A 24235-nucleotide genomic window follows, 5' to 3' on the forward strand; every position below is an offset into this window, starting at 1 on the left:
ATATAATCTTATTATTATAAGATTATTATACAATTATTGTTTATATCATACAAAAATATTTATTCGTTATAATACTAACTATTCGTATTCTATATTTTAATTTTTTTAAATATTTTAGATAGATAAAATATACTTTAAAACTTACAAAATAATATTTGATTTTGTCAAAAAAATAATAAGCATAATTAATTATAATTATTTCTTATTTGATTGTATGCGAAAATAATTTATATGTGTTATATAGTTATGTACAAATATCTTTTGTTTATATATTATGTATGATTATTATTTGGTTGATTTATTCTAAGATATATTTTATATATATTTATATATAATAGTAAATTTTAATTACTGAAGTATATTATATATTTAAATGCAATAAACTTAAATATATATTTAATAATAATTGATTTTAATTAAATAATGCAACCGATCTAAAAATAGATCACTGAGTTATTATACAGCAAATTTATTTTTCTTAAAGATATAGTACGCAATAGTATTATAAATACTAAAACATATGATTGATCCAATCAATTACTCTTAATATTATCTTTAATATAACAATAAAATTAAATATTAAACATTAATTAATTCAGTGATTTGATATTTTTAGTGATTATTAAATATAAGATATAATCTCTCTTCTTTAATATTAAAATTTAAAAAATACATCTTAATAATAAAATATATAATAAGTTATATTAAATAATATAAATATATGCTTTCTGATAATTTATCTTTAAATCTATATAATGACTAATATAAAAGCAGTAGTTTTTACATAATTATTTTAATGATCACTATAGTACAAAATATTAAATATATACTAAATTAATCTCTTATTATAAAGAAGAGCTAGTAATATACCGTTTTATAGTTATTTTAAATTTTTATTGGATATATAAGGTAATAATCTTTATCTATATTTAAAATAATAACTACTTAAATAAATCTTACTGAGTTATTATAATGATTTATTTCTATAATGAAATCTATACATTATTTATATAAAACAATAATGTAATCTTAGTAACATAATTTTTCTAAATTAATAAGATCTAATAGTAATAATTATTATCAAACTTACATTAAGTACATTTCTTTACTTAATGCAATTTCAGTACTTTATTTTTATAATATTACTTTTTAAGTAAAATATATTTTTCCTTTAAAGACAGAATAGTAAGATTATTAAAATTTACTTAATAAAATATTCCTATGAGATATTTAAATATTAATTAAGTACAATTATTATTGTGATAAAAATATAAGTTATATTTTTTACTAAAAAATTATATAGATGTTGATAGATATATAACACTGAAGTTTTCTCATTATGCTAATAAGATATACAAGATAATGATGTAATATATTAAAATCAAGAGCTATAACTAGATATTAATCTATAATCCATTAAGTAATTATGAGTAAGAATGAAGTTTAAGATTTTTTATAGTCAATGAGTATATTTTCTCTAAATAGAAAATTATACTAAATATAGTACAGGTATACCATGTTTTGAAAAACAATGTAGTCTTAAGGCTAAATTAAAGGACTAGGTAATGTTAAAATTTATATTATATCGTTTACTTGCAACTATACCAACACTTTTTATTTTAATGACTATATCATTTTTTATAATGCGATTAGCTCCAGGTAGTCCATTTACTGATGAAAGAGTATTATCACCTGAATTACTAGCAAATATTGAAACAAAATATTCTTTAAAGGATCCAATATGGAAGCAATATAGCCAATATTTAATTCAATTATGTCACGGTGATTTTGGTCCCTCTTTTAAATATAAAGATTATTCAGTAAATGATTTAATTCGTGCTTCTTTTTTTGTCTCTGCTAAGTTAGGCTGTATAGCATTCATGCTATCAGTAATTTTAGGTATAACATCAGGATTATTAGCAGCGTTAAAACAAAATAGTAAATGGGATTACGCAGTAATGAGTTTTGCAATGACTGGTATATTAATACCTAGTTTTGTATTATCTCCGTTATTAATATTAATTTTTGCTATTCAATTAAAATGGTTACCTGGTGGTGGTTGGAATGGGGGGGGGGTTAAATTTATGATTCTTCCCACTATATCTCTATGTTTATCTTATATTGCAAATATTGCGCGTATCACGAGATGTTCTATGATTGAAGTGTTGCATTCTAATTTTATACGCACTGCTCGTGCAAAAGGATTACCAGTGCATCATATCATTTTATATCATGCATTAAAACCTGCATTATTGCCAGTGATTTCTTATTTAAGTCCAGCACTAGTCGGGATGATTACAGGTTCAATGGTTGTTGAAACTATTTATAGTTTACCTGGTATTGGTCAGTTATTTGTTAATGGTGCTCTTAACCGTGACTACTCATTGGTACTTAGCCTAACTATGTTAGTTGGTGTTCTAACTATCTTATTTAACGTAATTGTTGATATACTGTATGCAATTATTGATCCTAAAATACGTTTATAATCAACAAAAGGTTTTATATGTTACTGAATGATAATATTCAAATAGCCAATGATAATTTGGTAAAATATATAGACTTAGAAAGTCGTAGCTTATGGGAAGATGTATATAATCGTTTTATCCACAATCATGCAGCAGTAGTGAGTTTTTTTATACTTATATTTATTAGTATATTTGTATGTTTAGCCCCTATATTTTCTAAGTTTTCTTATGATGATACTGATTGGGTAATGATATCTACAGCACCCAATATAACTTCTGGACATTACTTTGGTACAGATTCATTAGGGCGTGATCTATTTGTACGCATAGGAATGGGGGGTCGTATTTCTCTATTGGTAGGATTTATCGGAGCTATAGTGTCTATTATAATAGGTACTTTATATGGAGCGATATCTGGTTATATAGGTGGTAAGATAGATTATTTGATGATGCGTTTACTTGATATACTAAATGCTGTTCCATTTATGTTTTTTGTAATTTTATTGGTTACTTTTTTTGGGCATAATATTATGTTAATTTTTGTAGCAATCGGCATGATATCTTGGTTAGATATGGCACGCATAGTACGTGGGCAAACATTGAGTCTAAAACATAGAGAATTTATCGAAGCAGCTTTAGTAGGAGGAGTTTCTACATATAACATTATTATACGTCATATCATACCTAACCTACTAGGAATAGTAATTGTCTATGCATCACTACTAGTGCCAAATATGATCTTATTTGAATCATTCTTAAGTTTCCTTGGTTTAGGAGCTCAGGAACCACTGAGTAGCTGGGGATCTTTATTAAGTGACGGGGCTAACTCAATGGAAGTTGCTCCATGGCTTCTTATTTATCCTTCTGTGTTTATAGTAATTACTTTATTTTGTTTTAATTTTATTGGTGATGGCTTGCGTGATGCTTTAGATCCTCAATATATTTAATGAAGTTACACAAGAATGAAAAAAATAAAAATAACTGAAGATCTTTTAGAGGTAAAGGATCTTCGTGTAACTTTTTTTACTAATGATAATATAATAACAGCAGTTAACGGTTTAAATTTTTCTTTATCTAAAGGTGAAACGTTAGGTATTATTGGTGAATCTGGTTCTGGTAAATCGCAGATTGCTTTTGCTCTTATGGGTTTATTAGCTAAGAATGGTTATATAAGTGGTATTGCATTATTAAATGGAAATCAAATTTTAAATTTGCCAGAAAAAGAAATAAATAAGCTGCGCGCTAAAGAAATTGCCATGATATTTCAAGATCCAACAACCTCACTAAATCCTTATATGCACGTGGGGAAACAACTAATGGAAGTTCTAATATTACATCAAGGAATGAGCAAATATCAGGCTTTTCAGGAATCTTTACGGATGTTAGATGCGGTTAAAATTCCTAAAGCACGTAGGTATATGCGTATGTTTCCATATGAATTGTCTGGAGGTATGAGTCAACGAGTTATAATTGCAATGGCATTGCTATGTCGACCTAAGCTACTTATTGCTGATGAACCAACAACGTCTCTAGATGTAACGATTCAAGCACAAATGATTATTTTATTTAATGAATTAAAAAAGGAGTTTAATACTGGAATTATTATTATTACTCATGATCTGGGGTTAGTAGCTAGTATTTGCGATAAAGTATTAATACTGTATTCTGGTAGAACTATGGAATATGGACTTACGCGGGATATATTTTATACACCTAGTCATCCATATTCTATTGGTTTGCTTAATGCTATTCCTACCTTAAATCGTAAAAATAAAACCCTATTTACTATTCCAGGTAATCCACCTAATATGCGATGTTTACCGAAAGGTTGTCCTTTTCAACCTCGCTGCTCTTATGCTTTTGATCTGTGTATTAAAATACCATCTGTAGAAAAATTTGGTGAAGGACGGTTGCGTGCCTGTTTTAAAACAGTAGAAGAATTGATATGAATAATGGTAATCAAAATAAAGAAGTTTTATTAAAAGTAATTAATCTAAAAGTACATTTTAAAATTAAAGATAACAACACATGGTTCTGGCAGCAACCATCTAAAATACTTAAAGCAGTTGATGGCATTAGTTTAAGTGTGTATAAAGGTGAAAATTTAGGTATAATAGGAGAGTCTGGATGTGGTAAATCTACTTTTGCACGAGCTATAGTTGGATTAGTGAAAGTTACTTATGGTCGTATAGAGTGGTTAGGTAAAAATTTAATTGAAATGAATACTAAGCAACGGCATAAAGTACGTAGCGATATCCAAATGATTTTCCAAGATCCGTTTTCTTCATTAAATCCTCGTATGACGATTGGTGATATTATTGCAGAACCTTTAAAAACATATTATCCAAAAATATTACGCAAAGAAGTAAAGGATCGTGTTAAAAGTATTATGATAAAAGTGGGTTTATTACCTAATTTAATTAATCGGTATCCACATCAATGTTCCGGTGGACAATGTCAACGTATCGGGATTGCGCGCTCTTTACTATTTTCACCTAAGCTAATTATCTGTGACGAGATTATATCTGCATTAGATGTGTCTATTAGAGCGCAGGTAATTAATTTATTGCAGCAATTACAGCGTGAAGAAATAGATTTTTCCCTTATCTTTATAGCTCATGATTTAGCAGTAGTGAGACATATTTCAGATTGGGTAATGGTAATGTACTTAGGGCATGCAATTGAGTTTGGAACTTATGAAGAGGTATACAAGAACCCCCAGCATCCTTATACTAAAAATCTTATGTCTGCTATGCTTACTCCTGATCCTGATATAGAACAAAAGAAAAAAATAAATATACTACAAGAAATAGTACCATCATCAATTAATCCACCGTTAGGTTGTATTTTTTATACCCGTTGTCCTATAGCAAGTCTTGAATGTATTTCAACTTACCCATTGATGAAGGGAGATGCTAACCACTTAGTTGCGTGCTTTAAAATAGGTCTGCATTAAAAATGCACAATATATTTATATTATTATAAAGATGTATATATCATTTTATGATTTGTAAAAATTAAACATAAGTGGTACTAATATTGTTAGTATTAATTACTTTATCATTTAAATATTGTTAACTTTTAAAGTTAAAACTTATATTACTAATAACAGGATTAATAATCCTTAATTTATTCATTGTTATAATTAAATAACTCTATCTATGATAAAAAATACTATTTTTAGCAAAATTATTAGTCATGAAATCTATGCAGATATTCTATATCAGGATGATCTGGTAACTGCATTTAGAGATATATTACCACAAGCGCCAAAACATATTTTAATTATTCCTAATCAAGTTATACCTACTATTAATGATGTTAAGCCAGAACATGAAAATATTCTAGGACGTATGATTATTTCAGCGTCAACAATTGCTAAACAAGAAGGAATTTCTAAGGATGGTTATCGCTTAATTATAAATTGTAATGGTCATGCAGGACAGGAAGTTTATCATATCCATATGCATTTATTAGGGGGTCGTGTATTAGGTCCATTACTTGTAAGATAATGATATTATAATTTAGTCTTTATCAAAATATTACTATATAATAAAAATTATTGTGAAAAGTACTCTTTATTACTACATATACTTAAAGGTACCTACTCCCAAATTATTCATTACTATTAAGATTAGTTGGCTTATATCGTATTAGTTAAGTTAATATAACTTTAATATTACTTTAGGATAATCCGGTTTGGTAATAAATATTTATAAATATAATCATATCATTATACCTATAATAGTAACATACTATTAAGCTAATAGTATATTATTTCTTATTAATTAAATAAGAATATATAAACTTAATGTATCTTCACAATTCTTAATTCTTAGTTTAATTGTATGTATATTTATTTCCAGTATATTAAGCAATAATTTTTTTTACCGCGACATAATAAAGTAAAATTGTCAAATAAACGATCTGCATTGCAGAAAGTATATTTTGGATTAGACTGTTTTTCACCATTAATTCTAATTGCATTAGAAGAGATAGTTTTTCTAGCTTGACTACAAGATGATTGGAGTTTAGAGTAAACTAATGCTCGTTGTAAATCTGTATTGCGTTCTAGGCGTACCATAGGTATACCACTATGGGCTAGTTGAATAAAATCATCTTCGGTCATTCTTTGGAGATCTCCAAAGAATAAGCTATCAGTAATACGTTTTGCTATAGTCAGTCCCTCTTCACCATGAACCATACGAGTAACAGTATTAGCAAGGATATATTGAGCACGTGGTAATATATTTTTATGATGGTCTTTTTCTAAAGCATCAATTTCTTGTAGATCTATAAAAGTAAAGAATTTTAGAAATTTATATACATCTGAATCTGCAGTGTTTATCCAGAATTGGTAAAATTTATATGGACTTGTTTTATTAGGATCCAACCAAACTGTGTTATTACCTTCAGTTTTACCGAATTTACTACCATCTGATTTAGTTATTAAAGGAAGTGTTAAACCCCATACTTTTTTTTGGTAAAGACGACGGGTTAAATTAATACCTGAAGTTATATTACCCCATTGATCAGAACCACCTATTTGTAGTTCAACATCGTACATCTTATTAAGATTAGCAAAGTCATAACCTTGTAGTAAGTTATAAGAAAACTCTGTAAAAGAAATACCCACTTCATTCTGATTTAAACGTTGTTTAACTGTTTCTTTTTTAATCATTTGATTAACAGAGAAATGTTTACCAATATCACGCAAAAATGTCAGTACGTTCATATTTTTAAACCAATCATAGTTATTTACTATAATAGCACTATTTTTTTGGTAATTAAATTCTAAAAATTTTGCTATTTGAAAGCTTATTTTTTCTATCCATTCATATACATTTTCCTGGGAATTTAGCTTACGTTCTATTTTTTTAAAAGATGGATCACCTATAAGACCAGTTGCACCCCCTATTAAAGCAATAGGTTTGTGGCCTGCTAACTGAAAACGTTTAAGACATAGTAATGGTACTAAGTGTCCCAAATGTAAACTATTAGCAGTAGGATCAAATCCACAATATAGTATTAATGGCGGTCCCTGTTTTAATCTCTCTGCTAATTCTTTTGAATGTGTTACTTGGGCAATAATACCTCGATCTTGAAGTTGTTTTATTAGGTTTATATTAGACATTAAATACTCCAATAATTTTATTTATTTTAATATGCTTAATATAATTGTTGTGCTTATTTAATAAAATAATTATGTTAATAGATATAATATTTATTGGCATAAATCTATTTTAGAGTGATTCATAAGTCCATTGATTATTTTAATAAAGTATTATATAAGAGAAAATACTATTACTAATAGTAAATATTTTCTATTGTTTTTAACAATAATATTAGTTAATAGATAAGTATATAGATTTTATAAATCTATACGTATATTTGAGAAAAAATTTTTTCTGAAAACTCTATTTGAAATTGTGATTATTTCTGTAAAACTCATTCCATAATTTTTTATATTTTAAATATAATAGAGGTATTCTATTACTTAGAATACAAATAATTTTAAAAAATTCATTTGTTATTATTCTATGTAGATTATTAAATAGTATTTAACTAGAATATTAAAATATATGTAAATCTTTTATCTTAATCTGATGAGTTGAAGGAGTAGTATTATAAACCTATATAGATAATTTCTAAATAGAGCAAATGACTATTTTAGTCAATATTGCGTTGGGACATACGTTAAATAAATATCCTAACAAGATAAATCAATAGAATTAAAGTATTGTTATTGGTATTTTATTAATCTATTTTTAATTAAATGTTTTTATTTTTATTATTTAGAGGAGAATATATTCATTTATCTGTAATTATTATATATTATTAAAAATAATAGCTTTACTAAAAATTAAATATATTTTTAATAGTAAGTGAATTGTTTTTTTAAAAATAAAATTATTTACTAGTAAATTAATAAAATATTATTTTGTTAGATATCATATATATAGATATAGCAACTAAAGAATGATGAATGTTAAATATTTTTAGTTATTGCATTCTAATTCATTAAAATAATAATAAATACATTATAATATTGCTTCATAATGTTTAATTTACTTTATATTAAAAAAGTTAAATATTTAGTTATAAAATAATATTTTCAGTAAAATACAAATAAACAATTAAATATTTTAGTATATCCAACGTTACGATAATAATTACTATAATCTTATACCATTGACAGTAATAAGATTATTTTTAAAATCATCTCAATTCATATAAGAATTCTTTCTTAACTGTACTTATTAATTTCTAAAATTTAATTTTTGATAGGAGCAACTGATTTTATAAAAATAATTAATCAAGGGCTCCTAAATGCCCTTGATTAAAATTTAATACACTATATATTACAGTTAATTAATTACTTTAGCGACAACACCAGCACCAACAGTATGTCCACCTTCTCTTATTGCAAAACGTAGACCATCATCCATTGCAATTGGGTGGATGAGGGTAACAATCATTTTTATATTATCACCTGGCATCACCATTTCCACACCTTCTGGTAGTTCAATAGTACCAGTTACATCAGTAGTACGGAAATAAAACTGTGGACGGTATCCTTTAAAAAATGGAGTATGTCTTCCTCCTTCATCTTTAGTTAGAATATAAACCTCTGATTCGAATTTAGTGTGTGGTTTTATAGAACCAGGTTTAGATAAAACTTGACCACGTTCAATGTCTTCACGCTTAATACCACGCAGAAGAATACCAACATTCTCTCCTGCGCGTCCTTCATCTAGTAGTTTGCGGAACATTTCTACTCCAGTACAAGTAGATTTAACGGTGTCCTTAATACCTACTATCTCAACTTCTTCCCCAACTTTTATAATACCTCGCTCTACACGTCCAGTTACAACAGTACCACGTCCAGAAATGGAGAATACGTCTTCTATTGGTAAAAGAAATGGTTTTTCTATAGCACGTTTTGGTTCTGGAATATAAGAATCTAAAGTATCAGCGAGTTCTGTAATCTTGCTTTCCCACTCTATTTCACCTTCTAGTGCTTTTAAGGCAGAACCACGGATAATAGGAGTATTTTCACCAGGAAAGTTATATTGAGAAAGAAGTTCTCTAACTTCCATTTCTACTAATTCTAACAATTCTTCATCATCAACAATATCACATTTATTCATAAAGACTATAATGTATGGCACGCCAACTTGGCGACCCAACAAGATATGTTCACGAGTCTGAGGCATGGGGCCATCAGTAGCAGCAACTACCAGTATAGCACCATCCATCTGTGCAGCACCCGTAATCATATTTTTAATATAGTCAGCATGTCCTGGACAGTCGACGTGTGCATAATGGCGATTCTTAGTATCGTATTCAACATGAGAAGTATTTATTGTTATACCTCTTGCTTTTTCTTCTGGTGCATTATCTATTTGATCAAATGCACGTGCTGAACCTCCGTAAGTTTTAGCTAGTACTGTAGTAATTGCAGCTGTTAAGGTAGTTTTTCCATGGTCAACATGGCCTATAGTACCTACATTAACATGTGGTTTTTTACGTTCAAATTTTTCTTTAGACATGAATTTATTCCTTGCTCTTATACTTTTCCTATAGAAATACATACAGGATCAATATGTTAAATTAATGTGGTTTTGCCACGAGATTCAATAACAGCTTGAGCAATACTGTTTGGTGCATCATTATATTTTAAAAACTCCATTGAGTAAGATGCACGTCCTTTTGTTAGAGAACGCAATTGAGTTGCATATCCGAACATTTCAGATAATGGTACTTCAGCATGAATAATAACATTAGTTATGCAAGATTCTTGACCACGTAATATACCACGTCGGCGGCTAAGGTCACCTATAACATCACCAGTATTTTCTTTCGGAGTTTCTACCTCAACAGTCATTATTGGTTCAAGTAAAACTGGTTTGGCTTTCTTAAAACCATTCTTGAAAGCAATATAAGCAGCCAATTTAAATGCTAATTCGGAGGAGTCAACATCATGGTAAGATCCAAAATGTAGACGCACACCGAGATCAACTACCGGATAACCAGCTAGTGGACCAGATTTAAGCTGTTCCTGGATGCCTTTATCAACTGCAGGGATATACTCTCCAGGAATCACACCACCTTTAATATCGTTAATAAACTCATAACCTTTTGGATTTAAACCAGGTTCCAGGGGGTATATATCTATAACAATATGACCGTACTGACCACGACCACCAGACTGTTTTATATGCTTACCTTCTATATCAGTTACTTTGATACGAATAGTTTCACGGTAAGCCACCTGAGGTTTACCTATGTTAGCGTCAATATTGAATTCTCTTTTCATACGGTCTACGATAATATCTAGATGAAGCTCACCCATACCTGCAATAATAGTTTGATTAGATTCTTTATCAGTCCATACACGAAATGAAGGATCTTCCTTAGCCAAACGACTTAGAGCTAAACCCATTTTTTCTTGATCACCTTTAGTTTTCGGTTCTACAGCGATAGATATTACTGGTTCTGGAAATTCCATTCTTTCTAGAATAATTGGAAAATCTGGATGACATAGTGTATCACCAGTAGTTACGTCCTTTAGACCTATAGCAGCAGCTATATCTCCTGCGCGAACTTCTTTAATCTCTTCGCGCTTATTTGCATGCATCTGGACGATACGACCAAAACGTTCACGCGCAGATTTCACTGAGTTTAGTACAGTATCTCCAGAGTGTACTACTCCTGAGTAAATACGAAAAAAAGTTAAGTTACCAACAAAAGGATCAGTAGCAATTTTAAAAGCTAAAGCAGAAAATGGTTCTTCATCATTAGCTCTACGCTCAGCGGGGGTATCCTTACCATCATTTAAAATACCGCTAATTGCTGGTACTTCCATAGGAGATGGTAAATAATCTATTACTGCATCCAGCATTGCTTGTACACCCTTATTTTTAAATGCAGAACCACAGGTTACAAGAATAATTTCATTATTTAAAACGCGCTTACGTAAAGCTTTTTTTATTTCTTTTTCGGTAAGATCTTCACTGTTTAAGTATTTTTCCATTAACTCTTCTGAAGCTTCTACTGCTGATTCTATTAAGTTATGATGCCATTTTTCAGCTAAAGATATCATATCCATAGGAATTGCTGCATACTTAAAGGTTACTCCCTGATCAGCGTCATTCCATTGTATGGCTTTCATCTTCACTAAGTCAATCACCCCTGTAAAGTTTTCTTCAGAACCAATTGCTAGTTGTAATGGTACTGGGTTACCACCTAGACGAGTTTTAATTTGATTAATAACTTTAAAAAAATTAGCACCCATACGGTCCATTTTATTAATAAAAGCTATTCGTGGGACTTTATATTTGTTTGCTTGACGCCATACAGTTTCAGATTGAGGTTGAACACTTCCAACAGCGCAGTAAACCATTACTACACCATCAAGAATGCGCATTGAACGTTCTACTTCTATTGTAAAATCAACGTGTCCTGGGGTATCAATGATATTTATACGGTGTGGTTTAAATTGTTTAGCCATACCAGACCAAAATGCAGTAGTCGCAGCAGATGTAATGGTAATACCACGTTCCTGTTCTTGTGCCATCCAATCCATAGTAGCAGCACCGTCATGAACTTCACCTATTTTATGGTTTACACCGGTATAAAAAAGGATACGTTCGGTAGTAGTGGTTTTACCGGCATCTATGTGTGCACTTATACCTATATTACGGTAACGGGAAATAGGTGTTGTACGAGCCATTAGATTCCTCTATTACTAGAACTTTTAAATTAAAGTAACCTATATTAGGCCTTCTTTCTTGAGTTAATAATTTAACTGATAACTTTATAAAAGATATTACCAACGGTAGTGAGCAAACGCTTTGTTAGCTTCAGCCATACGATGAACATCTTCGCGTTTCTTAACTGAAGCACCTTTATTTTCTGTAGCATCACAAAGCTCATTGGCTAAGCGAATTGCCATAGATTGATCACCCCTTTTACGAGCACCTTCAACAATCCACCTCATTGCTAGGGCATTGCGACGCACTGGACGTACTTCTACTGGTACCTGATAAGTAGAACCACCAACGCGACGAGATTTAACCTCTACTGCTGGACGTACATTATCTAATGCTATTTCAAAAGCTTCCAGTTCTTCTTTATTAGAACGTTTTGCTAATGTTTTTAATGCAGTATATACAATTGCTTCTGCGGTTGATTTTTTTCCATTTACCATGAGAATATTAACAAATTTAGCTAGCAATTCTGATCCAAATTTAGGATCTGGTAGAATTTTACGCTGCCCAATAACGCGACGACGTGGCATAGAAATACTCCCGTTTTAATTTATGTGATTTATAAAAAATTATATTTATCATTTAGCTTAAAGCTTTAAAAGTCTTATTTTTACTTAATATAATACTTATTAAGTTTTTGTTTTCTTCATTCCGTATTTAGAGCGTGATTGCTTACGGTCTTTAACTCCTGAACAATCTAGAGTACCCCTAATTGTATGATAACGAACACCTGGTAAGTCTTTTACACGCCCCCCCCGAATGAGTACTACGCTATGTTCTTGCAGATTATGACCTTCACCACCAATATATGAAGTCACTTCAAAACCATTAGTTAAACGCACACGACAAACCTTACGCAATGCTGAGTTTGGTTTTTTAGGAGTAGTAGTATATACACGAGTACATACGCCACGTTTCTGTGGACAAGATTGTAGAGCAGGGACATTGCTTTTAGTAACTTTTCTACATCGTGGTTTACGTACTAATTGGTTGATTGTTGTCATTTTATGATGCTCCCAGTATTTACTTTGTTTTTTACTTCTTAAGCAAGTATTATAACTCTTTATAAAGAGTGGTAAAAATTATTAAAGCAGCATTTTATAGGTACTAAATATAGGTGTTAAGAAATATAAAAATTGATTGTTTACCAATATAACTGTTGCTTATGTTTTACACTTAACTCAACAAATTGATTATAGCTTATAAGTACAATATTAGATGAAAGTCTTGCACTTAATCCTCTAGCATAAACATCAACTTTAAGTGCATATAAAAATGTCGAAATAGACCTAAGGTTTCTAAGAGAATAGGTATTAACCAATCCACATAAAATACCGTCCTGTATTAATATTATAGCATCATTCTTATTCACTATTGCACAAAGAGTTGTAAAATCTGCTTTATTGGGAGATTTACTCATCGTATGTAACATATACAACTCTCCCTGAGACTAGAAGGTTAATACAACATCTCGTTGTTCAAGTTTATATCTAATTTGCATGGCAGTAATAACCTTAACTTTAATAATCCATTCTTTGAATCCTTGTAGACCTTTTTCATTTATTGATTCTGAACATATATATATTTCTTTTATATCGTATAGTGACATAACTGGAAAAGTAACTATATAATTATGGCAAAGAATAATAGTGGGTTTTTGATCTGGTATGAGTTGTAAAATACTATCACTTATAAAAAAAACCTGAATATCCTTGCTAAAGGATGATAATGCTAGTAGTGCGTCTAATCCCTCTCTTCCTACGCTTGTTGTATGTGGAGGCTGCGTAAATACAAAAGCTAAACGTTTCATGCTGATATCTTTAAAACTGAATCACACGATCGCTATTAAGAATCGCTTCAGCTAATGATCCTAGACCACTAAATATAAAACAACTATCTTGTGAATTATAGAACGACAGTTCAGGTTCATCAGCTGTATGATGTGATATTACGCCACGACGCAAAGCAGCTGCAATACAAACATTTAAAATTATGTTATTTGCTTGAGCAAGATTTTGCCATTCGCGTACTAGATTACATTCATTATTTGCAGTTGATGTGAGTATATTAGCGTTATATACCCCCTCACGATAGAAGAATACACTCATTAAACGATACCCATTAACAATAATAGCTTGTGCAAATTGGTAGGCGCTACTAGCTGCCTGAGTGCCGTATGCTGGGCCGGTGACAAGTAGGGAATAAATAAGCATTAATGTTCTGTACTCTGTATGTTATCGCTTTTATATTAGTATAAATATAAATTTTATAATATTTATTAAAAATACTAAACTAGTTATATCTTAACTAAGTAACTTTTGATAATATTAAAGACATTATAGATTTATATTTCTTATTAATCATTTATATTGTGTACTGAATAGTAGTAATACTAATTAGTATTGGCTGAATAAATTATATACTTACATAGTTTTATTCCAAAAAAAATGATGTGTGATAGAATTTAGATTAATAGATTAAAGTAATATCTCTAGTTTGCTAGAAAAAATCCTCTAAACAGTATAAAAGATTAAGTGAATGAATTTTATATTCAAAATAATTACATTATTCACTCCATACCTATATCTTATATTATAAGAGATAATTTTATTATAAACACCAATTTATAATTTACTGTATTCTAGTAGACGATACTATCGTAATTTATTAATGATCCAAGAAGATTTATAATTTTTATTAACTTACTAAATATTTTTATTGATATTGATATATTATACTTCTTATTTTAAGGTTGTATGCATATAATTCTATAATTATTAATTATTAATTATTAATTATTAATAATTAATAATTAATAATTAATAATTAATAATTAATAATTAACATATGAATACATATCTCTATTTTATTCTAAATTAATAGAGATCATCATTTATTAGATTTATAGATTTTGAGTAATAATATATATTAAACTTATTAAACATTAAAGACAACTCCTTTTTAACAGTAAACATTGACTGAAGTATTTCTATAAATGTATTAAAGAATATTTTCTATAAAAAATGTTTTATTATATTGAATATAGGATCAATCTTTTATTGGTATACTTTATTATGCAATATTAATAGATGATCTATATATAACTAAAATTTTATTTATTTTAATTATATTTGTATAATAATATTTAACTATTATAAGATTTGTATCTTTTTAGATTAAGCTATATTTTAATAAAATTATAATTAAGAACGGATAACTCTTAGTAAGGTATGTGTTTATTATTAAGATATTATTATCTTTAATAAAAGTATAAAAAATATATTTTTATGTCAAGAGTATTATACTAAATTTTAGTTTATATACCAGATATGCCCCTTTGTATGGCAATAATAATAAATAATATAGGTATAATGTATATGTTAAGAGTATCTATCTAAAGATAAGATTATTATATAAACAATAGATGTTGATCATAATTTTATAGATGTCTCAAGAATATTTAAATATTTTTACTTATAATACCTAAAGAATTGATATTCTATGTTTTATAAAGCGTTTTATATTATATTATTTATTAATAATAACATCATTAATTAAATGTAGTATTTGACTACTATAGTAATTTAAAAAATAGAATAAATATAAAAATTATATGTTTAATATTAATTAAAATGTTTAGATATTTGCTATAGCATTTATATAGTATGAATTCATCAATATAATTTATTGAATAGAGGTACCTATGTATTTGTGTTGAAATGTTTTTTCTTAAAGTATTTTTTAAAGTTAGAAGAATATTTCTATTATAGAAACCATTTCTAATTATTTATTTCTATGTAATAAGGTATAAAAATTATAAAATATTATAATAAAGTTTATTATAAATAATATTATTATGATGTTTTTAATAAAAGTTAACCTCATAGTGCTAATTATTTTTATTTATATCGCCTTTATTTAATAAATTAACTTAATATTTATTATTAAACTTTATAAGTTTGACATAAGTAGAGTAAATAATATAAAATATAGTCTATGTAAGTTGCTTCACTATAGTATAATTTATACTTCCTACAAATCTTAATAATTAAGACTTCGGAAATCTTAGTACAAGAGAGGTTTGTTATTTATAATACCTAGCTTATTGTTATTTTTAATATTGATATATTAATATTTATTTTCTATCTTTATGAGGTTATGTATTTTATTTATATATTTTTTTTTAAAATTAATTTGCTTGCATGTATAAATAAAATAACCAATATAAATAACTTATTTATTTTATACAGTATATTACATAATATGTTCCTAATATATTATTAGTTTTATTAATGGATACTAGGAGTAATGTAATTTTATTATTTAAAAAAATAGTGTAGCGAAGAATCTAGTATTAAATACATTTAATATTTTATTAAGTTACAATCATTTATTAAATAAGTTACTATCTAGTAATAATACAATATTAATTGTATTATTATATAAGATTACATAAAAAATTTATAACAAAGTTTATTTGATAAACAAATTACTTAGTATTTATAATATGATTATTTAATTTAATTTAATTTAATTTAATTTAATTTAATTTAATTTATTTAGCAATTATTACATAGATATATAAACTTAAAATACTCCTTAAATATAGTAATAATTTTATATTAAATACTGTCAAGTAGTTTTATTAAAATTGTAATATTATTAATTTTAACATCAGTAATTTTTTTAGATTAATAATTTTTCTATGACTATATTTTAAATTTAGATTGTATTAAGTACAGTCAATAATTAAGTTATTTAAAGGAAAATAAACAATTTTTTAATTTATTCGTAAAATTGTATTTTTATCTATTAACTTATTTTGATATCTTCTTGTATTACAAATAATTAAATATGTTATAGGTTGTATATACTACTATTTTAGTATTTCTAAATCTTTTTAATATTAAGCAACAAAATATCACTACATTTTATTGTTAATATAAAAATAATCTATTAGTGGTAAATGTATTATCTTATTTTTAGATAATAACTTGAAATATCATTTCAAAATATTGTGCATAGGTCTTATTTTATTAGACATAATTTATCATGTACTTATCTGTATTGAGATTCATATTTCATTTCTTATTATGTTTTTATATATATCTTGATAGTTGTTATCTTTGTTGTCAATATATTGATAATTATAATGACAGGTAGTCTTTGCTAGTAATTATAATACACAAAAATAGACAATTTCTTAAAAAAAGTTAGTTTAGATAAATAATTTTAAATCATTCTTAAAAAATTTAAGTTAAATAACTTTACGTAAAAATATACTATTGAATAGTATATTTCTAGTAAAAGTAATAAAATATTTTTAATATTTTATTAAATGAATAGTAAATTGCTATTGTTATATTCATGATTTTATGTATTTCAATTCATATTAGCTTATGAAATAAATTTCTATGTATTAAAATAATTTATGTTAGGTAATAAAATTTTTATATAATAAGGTTACTTACTATTTTAAGAATATAATCTATCTACACTTTATTATATATTACTGAGAGCATAAATTGATTTAATAAATCAAGGTAAATATTTATTTTAATAATATTTTGACTATTTAATGTAATAGTAGTACATTACTATAATAAACTATATTTATTATAAAACTACGTTATTATTAATTATTTACGATAAGATATTTTTTAAATTTTATATTTCTACTGTATAGATTAAGTAAATTTAAAATATCTGAGAAATTATATTACATATACTGAGTTAAAGTTTATATAATTTGATGTAATTATTAAGTTATATTTATTTAATGTATCATCTATTATAAAGTAATGATGATTAATATGGTAATTTTATGTACTATAATAATTTTAATATTGATAAAAATGGTATTATGATACGTATCATTTATTATACTTATTTAATATATAAAAATATTATTATACAGTATATAATATATATATTAATTTAAGTTAAGATATTTCAAATAAGATATATGTCCTTATATTAAAATCATATATACATTAAAAAAATAATAAATTATCATCAAGATGATAATAATCAGTATTAAATACTACTATAATTTAGTATTATTTAATACTATCTATTCTCCATAAAAAATTATCTCGTATTATTATTTGTAATACTTACTTTAATAACTTAAGTATTACTTATTAGTATAAAAATACTATATGTATATTATCTATATATAATTCTTTTTATTAATATAATTTATATATTTTATTCTATATCTTTAGACTAAATATTAAATAATATTACAGACTATAAAGTCTGTAATATTAAGAAAACTAATATAGTATTACATATATTAGAATGATATTCTATAGGTAATTAATTGATATAGTACTTATGATTACCTTTTCATAGATATATTATTTTGAATATTATTAATAGTCTCAATTAGAGTGAAAACATTGTGAAAAAATTATAGAATTTTTTTGCAGTTTAGTTCTTCGAATGCTAGTTCTAAACGAACTATCATACTATTTTGAGCAGCTCGCAACCAAGCTCTTGGATCGTAATATTTTTTATTAGGTTTATCTATACCATCTGGATTACCTAGTTGGGTCTGAAGATAACTTTTGTTTTCTTTGTAGTAATTTAATAGACCTTCCCAGGTCGCCCATTGTGTATCAGTATCAATATTAACTTTCACTACTCCGTAGCTTATAGCTTCTTTGATATCTGCAGTATTTGATCCAGAACCCCCATGAAATACAAAATTGATATAATTGTGTGGTAGATTATGTTTATAAGAAATATAATTCTGAGATTTATGTAAAATACTGGGGGTTAATTTTATATTACCCGGTCTGTAAACTCCGTGTATATTACCGAAAGAAGCTGCTATAATGAAACGTGGGCTAATTAAATTTAGCTTATTATAAGCATATTCTACATCTTCTGGCTGAGTATACAGTGTAGAAATATCAATATTGCTGTTATCTATACCATCTTCTTCCCCCCCGGTACAACCTAGTTCAATTTCTAGTGTCATGTTTATTTTGGACATGCGGGCTAAATATTTAGAACATATTTTAATATTTTCCTCTAGTGATTCTTCGGATAAATCAATCATGTGAGATGAAAATAGCGGTTTTCCGGTAGTTGCAAAGTATTTTTCTCCATGATCTAAAAGTCCATCTAACCATGGTAAAAGATTTTTAGAGCAATGATCAGTATGTAGTATTACTGGAATACCATAATGTTTAGCCATTTGGTGTACGTGATATGCGCCAGAGATTGCACCTAATACAGCAGCAGTATCATGAGTAATATGATATCGTACTCCTTCACCAGCAATAAATGCTGCACCTCCATTTGAGAATTGTATAATAACTGGAGCACTTACTTTTGCAGCAACTTCCATCACAGCATTAATAGAATCTGTACCAATACAATTAACTGCAGGTAATGCAAAATTATTTTCTTTAGCTATCTGAAAAATTTTTTGCACATCATCACCAGTGATTACGCCGGGATTAACAAAATCTAAAATTTTATGCATGCTATATTTTTCCTATATTTGGTTGTAGTAAAATAAACCTTTTTAGTAGTTTTAATTATTTTAGTTATTTAAGATCAATAAATACATATAAAAGAAACCTTGTTTATTCTATAAAAGAATAGTATTAGTTTATCTTAATACTATAATTCAAATTATTTTTAGCATGTGCTTCTAGCATACCTACAGCTGGAAGTTTTTTTCCTTGAATGAACTCAAGAAATGCACCACCTCCAGTAGATATGTATGAAATTTTTTCTGAAATACCCAATATATCTATAGCTGCTATAGTATCACCTCCACCCGCAATAGAGAATGCCTTACTTTCAATAATTGCTTGAGCAATAATTTTAGTTCCTGTACGAAAATCAGGGAATTCAAAAACACCTATTGGGCCATTCCATATAATAGTTTTTGCATTTTTTAGAAGTGCAGCTAGTATATATGCGGAATTATCTCCTATATCCAATATCTGCTCGTTATCTTTAATATCACTTACAGATTTCATGGTTGCAGTTGCATTTTCAGAAAAATCAGTAGCAACACGTACATCTGTTGGTACTGGGATATCATAAGTAGTCAATAGCCTTTTTGCTTCTTGTACCATATCTCTCTCATATAGAGATTTACCTACTTTATACCCTTGTGCAGCAATAAAAGTATTAGCTATACCACCACCAACAATCATTTTATCTGCCATTTTAGATAAAGTATCCAAAACGTTGAGTTTAGTAGAAACTTTAGAACCACCAACTATAGCAACTATTGGACGTTCAAGATTACCTAATGCTAATAGTTCTGAGGATAACAGAAGACCTGCACAAGCAATAGGAACAAATTGTCCTATGCCATAAGTAGAGGCTTGTTCACGGTGTGCAGTACCAAATGCATCCATGATATAAATATCACAAAGTGCAGCATATTTTTTAGACAGAATTGTGTCGTTTTTCTTTTCTCCTGTATTAAAACGAACATTTTCTAAAATAACTAATTCTCCTTTAGCAACGTCAATGCCATCTAGATAGTCTGTAACTAGACGCACAGGTAATTTAAGATGTTCTTTAAAATAGTTGACTACAGGTAGTAAAGAGTATATTGCATCGTAATGACCCTCAGTAGGACGACCAAGATGAGAGGTCACCATAACATGAGCGCCCTGTTTTAGGGCTGCTTCTATAGTAGGCATAGATGCACGGATACGTACATCAGATGTAACTTTGCCGTTTTTAATTGGAACATTTAAATCTGAACGAATTAAGATACGCTTACCGGTCAGATCTAAATCTGTCATATTAATTATGGACATAATAAACCTTTTAGTTAATTATATTAAATATATTGAAAATTATAATAGTATAAGCCTATTTATGATATGAATAAGATAAGTGTAGAGTTTTTATTGTATTGATTTGTATATAATAAGAGATATAACTTATTAGCATACTAAGAATATTTATATAGGTACCTAGATCAATTAATATGTACATGTAATCAAATATAGTAAATTTAATTATCACTATATAATTAATAAAAATATTTAATAATCATATAAAATTATATCATGTAATCAGTACATTACTATAGGTGATTGATAATGTTATTTATTTTTTATCCACAATATTATATATAAAATTCTATCCATAACTTATTTATTTATATAAATTTAGGTTGTTATTGCAATTATTAGGAAAATAAACTGTTTAGAGATAAATTTGTAATAACAAAAAGGATATAATAAGGTATAGCCTATCTTTCCATAAGGTTTATAACAAAATATTTTTTATATAATCAGTTTAGTATTTTATAGCTGATATACCTTATCTATTGATAATAGATTTATAAAAGCAAATATTGTTATTTTAAGTGCTGTGTCTTGATATATTAGATATAGTTATCGTTATATAACTATAGTGGTAAAAATGATATTTTTAAATAAAAAATTATTATATCTATTCTAACTATCTTAATAATTTTAAATTAAATTTACTTTTAGTATTACAACTAAAAATTAAAATTTTAAGAATAAAGTATATAATCTGTATAGTTGTTTAGTTTTATTTATTTAAGTGATATTCTCTATCATTCATTTAGTTACTCTTTATGTATTAAAGATCTGTACATATTACAAAGGTGTACTATGTGATCTTTATTTTTTGGTTTAACTTGTATTATACTATTTTTATATCGGCAATAAATTTGCATAACGCTTATTATTCCTGCTAGATATACTTAAAATTAGTTACAATAATAGGTAATGTTGAATTAGGTTTATGTATATTATGATTTTACGGAGCACGAAAAATATAATAAATAGTTGCGTTTAAATAGTAGATTATTAAATTAATATACTATAGATTTTAGAATTTTCTATAAAATAATTTAAAGTAATATTGTAATCATTTACAACTATTTACTATAAAACTATTCTATAACTAGATGAAATATTATGTTTTATAATAAAATATACGAATATGTTTATTATTCTAATAATATTTTATGTGATGCAATAAATATAACATATTCATTATTATCTATTTTAACAATTAATATTTTTTTATGTAATAATATTATATAAATACAATTACTACTTAATATATAAAATATTTTTATACAATATTAATCATCTAAAAAGCTACGCAATACTTCAGAACGGCTAGGATGGCGTAGTTTACGCAGTGCTTTGGCTTCAATCTGACGAATACGTTCACGAGTAACATCAAACTGTTTTCCTACTTCTTCTAGAGTATGATCTGTATTCATATCTATACCAAAACGCATACGTAATACTTTAGCTTCACGCACAGTCAATCCAGATAAAACATTACGAGTCGCAGAACGTAGGCTTTCAGAAGTAGCAGAATCTAGTGGTAGTTCTAGCGTCGTATCTTCAATAAAATCTCCTAAATGTGAATCCTCATCGTCACCGATAGGTGTTTCCATAGAAATAGGCTCTTTTGCTATCTTAAGTACTTTGCGAATTTTATCTTCTGGAATCATCATGCGTTCAGCTAGTTCTTCTGGTGTAGGTTCACGACCCATTTCTTGTAACATTTGACGAGCAATACGATTTAGTTTATTAATAGTCTCAATCATATGTACGGGAATACGGATTGTACGTGCTTGATCAGCAATAGAACGGGTAATAGCTTGACGTATCCACCACGTTGCATAGGTTGAAAATTTATAACCACGACGGTATTCAAATTTATCAACTGCTTTCATTAAACCTATATTACCTTCCTGTATTAGATCTAAGAATTGTAAACCACGGTTAGTGTATTTTTTAGCTATAGAAATAACCAATCGTAAATTAGCTTCTACCATTTCTTTTTTTGCACGACGCGCTTTTGATTCACCAATGGACATACGACGATTAATATCTTTGAACTGCTCAATGGTAAGATCAGTTTCTTCTTCAATTTGATGTAACTTTTTTATACTAAATTCAATGTTTTTACGTACGTACTTTAGTTTCTCGCTCCATGGTTTTGCCATCGCCAATGCAGTATCAAACCATGCAATATTTGTTTCATTTCCAGTAAATAAAGTAATAAAGTTCTTCTTAGGCATTTTACTTTGTTCAACACATAATTTCATGATTAAACGTTCTTGAGTACGTATACGATCCATCATTAGACGCATGTTATTTACTAGATAATCGAATTGTTTAGGCACTAATCGGAATTGTTTGAAAACTTCTGAAAGATTTAGTATCTCCTCGATAGTGATTTTATTTCTACGACCATGAGATTTAATGGCTAGGTGTGTTTTTTTATATTGGTCACGAAGTTCTGAAAACTTTTTATGTGCTAGTTCTTGATCTATACTGATATCGTCTTCGTTTTCATTCTCTTCATCATCACTCATAGTTTCTGAGGAAATTTCAGAACCAATATTAGTTGCGATGGGTGCTAAATCTTGTTCTGCATTAGGGTCGATAAAACCGGTAATTATATCAGATAAACGAGCTTCTGTTGTTTCAACACGTTCATATTGTTCAAGTAGATAGGTGATTGTTTCTGGGTATTCAGTAACTGAACGCTGAACTTGATTAATACCTTCTTCAATACGTTTAGCAATGTCTATTTCACCTTCACGGGTCAAAAGTTCTACAGTACCCATCTCTCTCATATACATACGTACTGGATCTGTAGTTCGACCGATCTCATATTCTACATTTGATAATACTTGTACGGCAGCTTCAGTGATATCTTCATCAGCAATATTTTCTGCTAGCATCAAATCATCTACATCAGGTGCTTTCTCCATTACTTGAATGCCCATATCATTAATCATCCGTACGATATCTTCTATCTGATCGGACTCTATAATATCATCAGGAAGATGGTCATTAACTTCGGCGTAGGTTAGGTAACCTTGTTCTTTGCCTTTAGTAACAAGAATTTTTAACTGTGAGTGTGGGTTTTGCTCCATAAGACGATATCCATACGTACTTCAGGGTTTAAATCGGTGTTGAGCAGTATTCCTACCAACAATAACTG

Annotated in this window: 16 protein-coding genes; 5 read left to right on the plus strand and 11 right to left on the minus strand. The window is 27.6% G+C overall.

Annotated features, from left to right (window positions below; translation table 11 throughout):
* The first annotated feature begins 1565 nt into the window (after nucleotides 1–1565).
* From oppB to K0T98_RS01485, 5 genes are all read left to right on the plus strand, one after another.
* Entirely contained in the window at nucleotides 1566–2486 is a 921-nt protein-coding gene (oppB, locus tag K0T98_RS01465; protein ID WP_225639635.1) for an oligopeptide ABC transporter permease OppB, read from the plus strand.
* A 17-nt stretch (nucleotides 2487–2503) separates the two neighbouring features.
* On the plus strand, nucleotides 2504–3412 hold the full coding sequence (gene oppC, locus K0T98_RS01470) for an oligopeptide ABC transporter permease OppC (protein WP_225639636.1): 909 nt from the start codon (nucleotides 2504–2506) through the stop codon (nucleotides 3410–3412).
* 15 nt (nucleotides 3413–3427) lie between these two features.
* Complete coding sequence (locus K0T98_RS01475) at nucleotides 3428–4414, plus strand: oligopeptide/dipeptide ABC transporter ATP-binding protein (protein WP_225639637.1); 987 nt, start codon at nucleotides 3428–3430, stop codon at nucleotides 4412–4414.
* Nucleotides 4411–5421 (plus strand): murein tripeptide/oligopeptide ABC transporter ATP binding protein OppF, encoded by a 1011-nt coding sequence (gene oppF / locus K0T98_RS01480; RefSeq protein ID WP_225639638.1) that lies wholly within the window; start codon nucleotides 4411–4413, stop codon nucleotides 5419–5421. Before K0T98_RS01475 ends, oppF begins: the two co-directional genes overlap by 4 nt.
* A 205-nt stretch (nucleotides 5422–5626) precedes the next feature.
* Entirely contained in the window at nucleotides 5627–5977 is a 351-nt protein-coding gene (locus K0T98_RS01485) for an HIT domain-containing protein (RefSeq protein WP_225639639.1), read from the plus strand.
* Between the two features lie 344 nt (nucleotides 5978–6321).
* On the opposite strand, the gene tyrS is transcribed toward K0T98_RS01485, so the two are convergent.
* The 11 genes from tyrS to rpoD form a co-directional block, all read right to left on the minus strand.
* Nucleotides 6322–7599: a tyrosine--tRNA ligase gene (gene tyrS, locus K0T98_RS01490; protein ID WP_225639640.1), complete on the minus strand. Its 1278-nt coding sequence runs from the start codon at nucleotides 7597–7599 to the stop codon at nucleotides 6322–6324.
* 1234 nt (nucleotides 7600–8833) lie between these two features.
* Nucleotides 8834–10018 (minus strand): elongation factor Tu, encoded by a 1185-nt coding sequence (gene tuf, locus K0T98_RS01495; RefSeq protein WP_225639641.1) that lies wholly within the window; start codon nucleotides 10016–10018, stop codon nucleotides 8834–8836.
* Between the two features lie 56 nt (nucleotides 10019–10074).
* Entirely contained in the window at nucleotides 10075–12201 is a 2127-nt protein-coding gene (gene fusA, locus K0T98_RS01500; protein ID WP_225639642.1) for an elongation factor G, read from the minus strand.
* Nucleotides 12202–12297: 96 nt separating this feature from the next.
* Nucleotides 12298–12768 (minus strand): 30S ribosomal protein S7, encoded by a 471-nt coding sequence (gene rpsG / locus K0T98_RS01505; protein WP_225639643.1) that lies wholly within the window; start codon nucleotides 12766–12768, stop codon nucleotides 12298–12300.
* A 99-nt stretch (nucleotides 12769–12867) separates the two neighbouring features.
* Nucleotides 12868–13242, minus strand: a complete 375-nt coding sequence (gene rpsL / locus K0T98_RS01510) for a 30S ribosomal protein S12 (RefSeq protein WP_225639644.1) — start codon at nucleotides 13240–13242, stop codon at nucleotides 12868–12870.
* A gap of 140 nt (nucleotides 13243–13382) precedes the next feature.
* Nucleotides 13383–13670 (minus strand): sulfurtransferase complex subunit TusB, encoded by a 288-nt coding sequence (gene tusB / locus K0T98_RS01515; protein ID WP_225639645.1) that lies wholly within the window; start codon nucleotides 13668–13670, stop codon nucleotides 13383–13385.
* A gap of 18 nt (nucleotides 13671–13688) precedes the next feature.
* Nucleotides 13689–14054: a sulfurtransferase complex subunit TusC gene (tusC, locus tag K0T98_RS01520; RefSeq protein WP_225639663.1), complete on the minus strand. Its 366-nt coding sequence runs from the start codon at nucleotides 14052–14054 to the stop codon at nucleotides 13689–13691.
* Between the two features lie 4 nt (nucleotides 14055–14058).
* Complete coding sequence (tusD, locus tag K0T98_RS01525) at nucleotides 14059–14451, minus strand: sulfurtransferase complex subunit TusD (protein WP_225639646.1); 393 nt, start codon at nucleotides 14449–14451, stop codon at nucleotides 14059–14061.
* A 4202-nt stretch (nucleotides 14452–18653) separates the two neighbouring features.
* Complete coding sequence (gene fbaA, locus K0T98_RS01530) at nucleotides 18654–19736, minus strand: class II fructose-bisphosphate aldolase (protein ID WP_225639647.1); 1083 nt, start codon at nucleotides 19734–19736, stop codon at nucleotides 18654–18656.
* Between the two features lie 124 nt (nucleotides 19737–19860).
* Nucleotides 19861–21039, minus strand: coding sequence for a phosphoglycerate kinase (locus K0T98_RS01535; RefSeq protein WP_225639648.1), 1179 nt, complete (start codon nucleotides 21037–21039; stop codon nucleotides 19861–19863).
* Between the two features lie 1310 nt (nucleotides 21040–22349).
* On the minus strand, nucleotides 22350–24167 hold the full coding sequence (gene rpoD, locus K0T98_RS01540) for an RNA polymerase sigma factor RpoD (RefSeq protein ID WP_225639649.1): 1818 nt from the start codon (nucleotides 24165–24167) through the stop codon (nucleotides 22350–22352).
* Nucleotides 24168–24235 lie beyond the last annotated feature (68 nt).

The organism is Candidatus Profftia sp. (ex Adelges kitamiensis) (assembly GCF_020342455.1).
Lineage (GTDB): Bacteria > Pseudomonadota > Gammaproteobacteria > Enterobacterales > Enterobacteriaceae > Profftia.